The sequence below is a fragment of the Hoylesella timonensis S9-PR14 genome (assembly GCF_000762405.1).
Classification (GTDB): domain Bacteria; phylum Bacteroidota; class Bacteroidia; order Bacteroidales; family Bacteroidaceae; genus Prevotella; species Prevotella timonensis_A.
Map to the genome: position 1 here is coordinate 1 of NZ_JRPQ01000102.1, position 7,575 is coordinate 7,575.

General features: G+C 42.7%; 3 protein-coding genes, 1 tRNA gene, 2 rRNA genes and 1 pseudogene. All 7 read left to right on the forward strand.

What is annotated here, in order from left to right:
• Window positions 1–4: 4 nt before the first annotated feature.
• The 7 genes and pseudogenes from HMPREF9304_RS06960 to HMPREF9304_RS06990 all read left to right on the forward strand — a co-directional run bounded on the left by HMPREF9304_RS06960 (window position 5) and on the right by HMPREF9304_RS06990 (window position 7,538).
• A tRNA-Ala gene (locus tag HMPREF9304_RS06960) sits at window positions 5–78 on the forward strand.
• Between the two features lie 275 nt (window positions 79–353).
• Window positions 354–3,295, forward strand: a 23S ribosomal RNA gene (locus HMPREF9304_RS06965).
• A 117-nt stretch (window positions 3,296–3,412) separates the two neighbouring features.
• A 5S ribosomal RNA gene (gene rrf / locus HMPREF9304_RS06970) occupies window positions 3,413–3,525 on the forward strand.
• A gap of 477 nt (window positions 3,526–4,002) precedes the next feature.
• A complete protein-coding gene (locus tag HMPREF9304_RS06975) occupies window positions 4,003–4,446 on the forward strand; it encodes a lysozyme family protein (protein ID WP_036927746.1) in 444 nt (147 codons plus the stop codon).
• Window positions 4,447–4,588: 142 nt separating this feature from the next.
• Window positions 4,589–5,149, forward strand: coding sequence for a LemA family protein (locus tag HMPREF9304_RS06980; protein ID WP_036927740.1), 561 nt, complete (start codon window positions 4,589–4,591; stop codon window positions 5,147–5,149).
• A 2-nt stretch (window positions 5,150–5,151) separates the two neighbouring features.
• Window positions 5,152–6,156 carry a M48 family metallopeptidase gene (locus HMPREF9304_RS06985; RefSeq protein ID WP_036927743.1) on the forward strand — a complete coding sequence of 335 codons (1,005 nt, stop codon included), beginning with the start codon at window positions 5,152–5,154 and terminating at the stop codon, window positions 6,154–6,156.
• Between the two features lie 219 nt (window positions 6,157–6,375).
• Window positions 6,376–7,538, forward strand: a pseudogene (locus HMPREF9304_RS06990) (IS4 family transposase).
• The last annotated feature ends 37 nt before the right edge of the window (window positions 7,539–7,575 follow it).

Consider the following 7,575-nt stretch of genomic DNA (forward strand, 5'->3'; position numbering starts at 1 on the left):
ACCTGGGGGATTAGCTCAGCTGGCTAGAGCACCTGCTTTGCAAGCAGGGGGTCAACGGTTCGAATCCGTTATTCTCCACTTCAGTCTTAAATTCNTAANCANGTAAANTCATTTCATACCGACNAAAGTATGAATTATGAATTAANAATTATGAATTNCAAGGCAAACGATCTTTGACATATTGACACAAGCAAAACTGTAGAGTAAAATAAAAGTTCAAATGAACCTTGATAANGCATTTTATTGATNTAAGATGCCTATCAATCAAACAATACAGCTGAAAGTATGAGCAACCANTCATACGATTTTTNCATNGATGTTTACATCNGTGTNAAGACGTATGATNGTGGCGAAAGAAAGTAAATAAGGGCGTATGGCGGATGCCTAGGCTCATGGAGGCGATGAAGGACGTGATAAGCTGCGTTAAGCCTTGGGTAGGTGCAAATAACCTTTGATCCAAGGATTTCCGAATGGGACAACCCAACTATCATCAGATAGTTATTACTGTAATCAGTAAGGCAAACGGAGGGAACTGAAACATCTTAGTACCTCTAGGAGAAGAAAATAATTAAATGATTCCCTTAGTAGTGGCGAGCGAACGGGGANAAGCCCAAACCACGGTTGTAGCAATGCAATCGTGGGGTAGTAGGACCATAATATTGTANTTTGATTGTGAATAGAATGAACTGGAACGTTCAGCCATAGCGGGTGAAAGCCCCTTATATGAAGCAAGAGAAGACATAGTGTNATCCTGAGTAACGCGGAGCACGAGAAATTCTGCGCGAATCAGCCGGGCCCATCCGGTAAGGCTAAATACTCCCATGAGACCGATAGTGAACCAGTACCGTGAGGGAAAGGTGAAAAGAACCTCGATGAGAGGAGTGCAATAGATCCTGAAACCATACGCCTACAAGCGGTCGGAGCTGCTTTATGCAGTGACGGCGTGCCTTTTGCATAATGAACCTACGAGTTACCGTCACCGGCAAGGTTAAGGATATTGATATCCGTCAACCGTAGTGAAAGCGAGCCTGAANAGGGCGAGGTTGTCTCCCTTTGTGGAGACAAAGCGCACTTTGTGCGTTTTAGTCGGTGGAGGTAGACGCGAAACCAAGTGATCTACACATGTCCAGGTTGAAGTCTCGGTAACACGAGATGGAGGACCGCACCAATAAGCGTTGAAAAGCTTCTGGATGAGGTGTGTGTAGGAGTGAAAGGCCAATCAAACTTGGAGATAGCTCGTACTCCCCGAAAGGCATTTAGGTGCCGCGTGCTATGATTTACATAAGAGGTAGAGCGACCGATAGGTCAAGAGGGCTTCACCGCCTATCGCGACCTGACGAACTCCGAATGCTTATGTATNGCAGTAGTGCAGTAAGGGGGCGGGTGCTAAGGTCCGTCCCCGAGAGGAGAAGAATCCAGACCGCCGTCTAAGGTCCCTGAATTCTGTCTAAGTTAGTCTAACGAAGTCCGGTCCCCGTGACAGCTAGGATGTTGGCTTGGAAGCAGCCATTCATTCAAAGAGTGCGTAACAGCTCACTAGTCGAGGGTCTGGGCATGGATAATAATCGGGTATAAGACAGATACCGAAGGCGCGGGATAGTAATNATAAAAGTATCGGTAGGGGAGCATTCTATATACGTTGAATGGTNAAGGTAACTTTTCCTGGAGTGTATAGAAAAGCAAATGTAGGTATAAGTAACGATAAGAAGGGTAAGATTCCCTTCCGCCGCAAGACTAAGGTTTCCCGGGCAATGCCAATCATCCCGGGGTTAGTCGGGTCCTAAGTCTCAGCCGACAGGCGAGGGCGATGGCAGACACGGTTAATATTCCGTGACTGCTGCATGATGCGATTGTGGAGACGGAGAAGTGACACCACCNCGAGCTGACGGAATAGCTCGTTGAAGAAATTAGGCNTTGATCATGGTAGGCAAATCCGCCATGAGAGCTGACTTTTGAAAGTATGGCATTCCCTTCGGGGAAAGCCAATAGTGTGGGTAATCCTGCTTCCAAGAAAATCCGCTAAGCTTCAGTCATGCAGCACCCGTACCGCAAACGGACACACGTAGTCGGGTTGAATATACTCAGGCGTTGAGAGATTCATGGTTAAGGAACTAGGCAAATTAACCCCGTAACTTCGGGAAAAGGGGTCCTCGTTTANTTACGAGGCGCAGAGAATAGGTCCAGGCAACTGTTTACCAAAAACACAGGGCTGTGCTAACTCGAAAGATGAAGTATACAGTCTGACACCTGCCCGGTGCTGGAAGGTTAAGAGGAGAGGTTATACGCAAGTAGANGCTTTGAATTGAAGCCCCAGTAAACGGCGGCCGTAACTATAACGGTCCTAAGGTAGCGAAATTCCTTGTCGGGTAAGTTCCGACCTGCACGAATGGTGTAATGATCTGGACACTGTCTCAATCATGATCTCAGTGAAATTGTAGTATCGGTGAAGATGCCGATTACCCGCGATGGGACGAAAAGACCCCGTGAACCTTTACTATAGCTTAGCATTGACCTTGGTCATCCGATGTGTAGGATAGGCCGGAGGCTTAGAAGGAGGCGCGCCAGCGCTTTTGGAGCCATCGTTGAAATACGGCCCTTTGGCTGTCTGAGGTCTAACGCGCTNAANGTGCGGACACTGCTTGGTGGGTAGTTTGACTGGGGTGGTCGCCTCCAAAAGCGTAACGGAGGCTTCCAAAGGTGCCCTCAGGTCGATTGGTAACCGACCTNTTAGAGTGCAATGGCATAAGGGCGCTTGACTGGGAGGCAGACATGCCGAGCAGGCAGGAAACTGGGGCATAGTGATCCGGTGCATGTGTATGGAAACTGCATCGCTCAAAGGATAAAAGGTACTCCGGGGATAACAGGCTGATCCCCCCCAAGAGCTCATATCGACGGGGTGGTTTGGCACCTCGATGTCGGCTCGTCACATCCTGGGGCTGGAGAAGGTCCCAAGGGTTGGGCTGTTCGCCCATTAAAGTGGCACGCGAGCTGGGTTCAGAACGTCGTGAGACAGTTCGGTCTCTATCTATCGTGGGCGCAGGAGTTTTGCGTGGTGCCGTCACTAGTACGAGAGGACCGTGATGGACAGACCTCTGGTTTACCAGTTGTGCCGCCAGGCGCACCGCTGGGTATCTAAGTCTGGTTAGGATAAGCGCTGAAAGCATCTAAGTGCGAAGCCATCCGCAAGATGAGAACTCCATATAAGGGTCGTTGTAGACGACGACGTTGATAGGGTGCAGGTGTAAAGCCAGCGATGGCAAAGCCGAGCACTACTAATTGCCCAAGACTTTCTTTTGTGAGCCATTCTTTCAGTTGTATCGTGTGTTGTAGTGCTATGAAAATAGACACGTCAACAAAAAGNTACATTTTATTTTATTNCTGTTTTGCTTGTGAAGATTTGTCAACCCCTTTATNAGGTGGTTATAGCGGCAGGGTTCCACCTCTTCCCATTCCGAACAGAGAAGTTAAGCCTGCTTGCGCCGATGGTACTACAATGCAATGTGGGAGAGTAGGTAGCTGCCTTTTTTACTTTACGCCTCCAGTGTCTCAACCGATGCTGGAGGCTTTTTTGTGTTTATAGGCTGCAGAGTATAGGGTGGCGCGACATGATAGTTGGAAAGGATGCACGGTGTGGATGCTTACAAACAAACCAGAAAAATGTTTTGTTGATTACATGAATTAGTAAGAAAATTCTCAAATATAGATGTATGCAATAGGTTGTAATTAGATTACATTAATTTTTCTTTAACTTGCGTATAATCAATGTATTACAATTCTTCAATAAGCATTAAAAAGGGTAAATTATTTGTCTCTTTTATATTTTTTGCGTACCTTTGCAAACGATAAAAATAGAGATAGTTTTTATTTTTTATTTTGAACTATCTACTAAGTATCTAACGGAGCTGAGATGTATAGAAAACTCATTCTCATTATTCTATCATCGCGGGCATTGTTGACAAATTAGTTAGCATTTCATTGTCCAGGTTCCATAAATTAACAATGATGGAGAGAATAAGAAAGATTGCTCTTGTTGCTTTGACTATTTTATTGTTTTTTCCAGTTTTTGCATTTGCAGGACAGAAGGGGAATATAAGAACAAGTAGCAGTTTTAATTGGGGTCCAGTGATGGACGCGATTATTCATGTAGAGAGTAGAGGAAAAGCAAATGCTAAAAGTGGGAATTCTGTTGGTGTATTGCAGATTACCCCAATCCTCGTTAAAGAGTGTAACAACATTCTGAAACAACGTAGAAGTAAGAAGCGTTATAAACTTTCAGACCGTTGGAGTATTTCGAAATCTAAGGAAATGTTTCTTTTGATTCAGTCTGCTCACAATCCTTCGAATAACATTGAGCAAGCAGTACGTTCATGGAATGGAGGTCCAAATTACAGCATTCGTGCAACGCACCAGTACTTCCGAAAAGTAATGAGGATATTAAGCGATTAAACGAGTACAAGTCCGATTGTCATCATCGAATCAGATAAGACAATCGGACTTTTTTTATCCTAATATTTCTTAATATTCTTATTTTATCGCTTCTTTTAGTTATATTTGTAGACATATATAAATCATTAAATATAATCGAATTATGGTTGTTGGAATTATCATAGCAGTATTGATTCTGCTTGTTTTATTCTGTGCGGGAATTTATAATAATCTTGTGCGTCTTCGTAATAATCGTGAAAATGCGTTTGCTAATATTGACGTGCAGCTCAAGCAACGTGCAGATCTTATACCACAGCTTGTATCTACAGTAAAAGGTTATGCTACTCATGAAAAAGAAGTACTACAAAGAGTTACAGAAGCGCGTACGATGGGTGTCAATGCAACAACGATAAATGAGAAGATGCAAGCAGATAATATGCTCACGCAAGCGTTGTCAGGTCTTCACATCTCTTTAGAGGCGTATCCAGAATTGAAAGCTAATCAAAACTTTTTGCAACTGCAAAATGAGATTTCCGATATTGAGAATAAATTGTCGGCAGTACGTCGTTACTTTAATACCGCAACGCGAGAGTTGAATAATGCGGTGCAAACATTCCCCTCGAATATCTTTGCCAATATGTTTGGTTTCAAAAAAGAACCCATGTATGAGATAGCTCCAACTCAACGTACAGAAATGGATCAGGCACCACAAATTAATTTCTAAGAGTGAAGTACGTAGGCCTTCAAACCCAAATCCGGCGTAATAATGCAATGAGTGTATTATTATTGCTTATGTTCCCTATCATTATTTTGGGCATGATATGGGTATTTTTGGCATTGCTTAACTACTTTGGAAACGGATATTATAATGAGTACGGCGAAGTGGTTTATGCGCTTGACGTTGCATCCGTAAATTATTACTTTATGACAACGATACCATGGGTAGTTTTGGGAGTAGGTATATGGTTTGCCATTGCCTACTTTACAAATGTTGCCATGATTCAACGTGCCACTGGTGCTCGCCCTTTAGAACGAAGAGAGAACCCACGTGTCTATAATATTGTAGAGAATCTTTGTATGACTTCTGGCATGTCAATGCCGCAGATACATGTTGTTGACGACTCGCAACTGAATGCTTTTGCAAGCGGAATAAATGATAAAAGTTATACAGTGACATTGACAACTGGAATCATTAATCGCCTTAACGATGAAGAGTTGAAAGGAGTGGTTGCTCACGAGCTTACTCACATCCGCAACAAAGATACCCGTCTTTTGGTAGTTAGTATTATTTTTGTGGGCATCATATCTACAGTCATGTCGTTGGTGGTGCGTATGATGTATCAAACCATGTGGTTTGGTGGTTCTGTAAGGCGTAGCAAAGATGAACGGGGGACAGGATTATTTATCTTGACCATCTTATTTGTTGGCGTAATCTGTTGCGCCATTGCTTATTTTTTTACTTTGATTACTCGTTTTGCTATCTCTCGAAAACGCGAATACATGGCTGATGCAGGGGGTGCTGAACTATGTGGCAACCCTTTAGCTTTAGCAAATGCGTTGAGGAAGATATCTTCTGATCCCGGTCTTGATCAAGTAAAGCAAGAAGATGTGGCTCAGTTGTTTATCGTCCATCCAGACCAAATGGTTAGTGGAATTATGGGATTTATGAATTCTCTTTTTGCGACTCATCCAGATACCAAAAAACGCATTGCTATCTTAGAACAATTTTAACACTTCTGTCTGTTTTAGAGACAGCAAAACTAAAAAATAAAAAGTGGGAGCTACCAATCGGTAACTCCCCACCAACACAAAAACTAAATTAGACCACTAATGTCCCGTTAAGGTGGGCTAATCGCTCTTTGAATTAATTGAAATACAGTCTATTAGGTGGTGTTTTGAAATGAAACGGACTTGATTTCGTAACTTTGCAGTCAAATTTAAATGACTGTTATGTTNCAAGACAAATACGTTTTTGCCCAGCTCACCGCTTTTTTGAACAGAACTCAGTTTAACAACTATGTTCGCAAGTATGNTGGAAACCGCTATGTGAAGCATTTCACTTGTTGGAATCAGTTGCTTGCTATGATGTTTGGTCAACTGAGTAATCGAGAGAGTTTGCGAGATTTGATTGTTGCTTTTGAAGCACATAGAGCAAAGCAATACCATCTTGGATTAGGGCGTAAGCCTATTGCGAAAACGACANTTGCNTCAGCCAATCAGAATCGTGACTACCGTATCTTTGAANACTTTGCTTTCTATATGATGGAGCAAGCCAGAAAGAAACGGGTAACGGATATCTTCAAGTTGAAAGGCAATGTGTATGCCTTCGACTCAACGACAATTCCTTTGTGTTTNTCAGTNTTCTGGTGGGCAAAGTTCCGTAAGAAGAAGGGAGGGATAAAAGCACATGTGTTATATGNCCTCGAATCTCAGGTTCCTGCTTTCTTCCATATCTCTACAGCATCCGTTTACGACTCAAATTCCATGAAGGAAATNCNTTNGAATCAGGTTCTTACTATGTATTCGACCGTGGATATAATGCATTCAAGGAACTTTTCAANATACATCAGCATNAATCGTTCTTTNTTGTGCGAGCCAAGANGAATCTGCAATACAAATGCTNTAGATGGAGGCGCAGGTTGCCAAAGAATATATTGACAGATGCTGTGATTGAATTCACTGAATACAATTCATACCGAAAGTATCCAGAGAAACTCAGACTCGTCAAATTCTATGATGAAGAACAAGACAGGGAGTTTGCTTTCCTAACCAATGCCTTTCATCTTACAGCACCTGAAATCGCCAATCTTTACAAGAATAGATGGCAGATANAGCTGTTCTTCAAATGGCTAAAGCAGCACCTCAAGATCAAGAAGTTTTNGGGTACAACAGAGAATGCTGTGNGAATCCAAATTTCATCGGCAATCATAGCCTATTGCCTTGTTGCTATCGTACAACATGATTTTCAACTTAAGCGATTGACTTATGAGGTTCTTCAGATTCTAAGTATTTCGCTTATGGATAAGATACCACTCGTAGATCTCTTCGAAAGGACTGATTTCAATAATGTCAAAGAACTCGATTGTCCCCTCTTTCTGGGGTTATTTGATTAATATTTAACTGGTCCCGATTTTAAAGGGACACTAATGA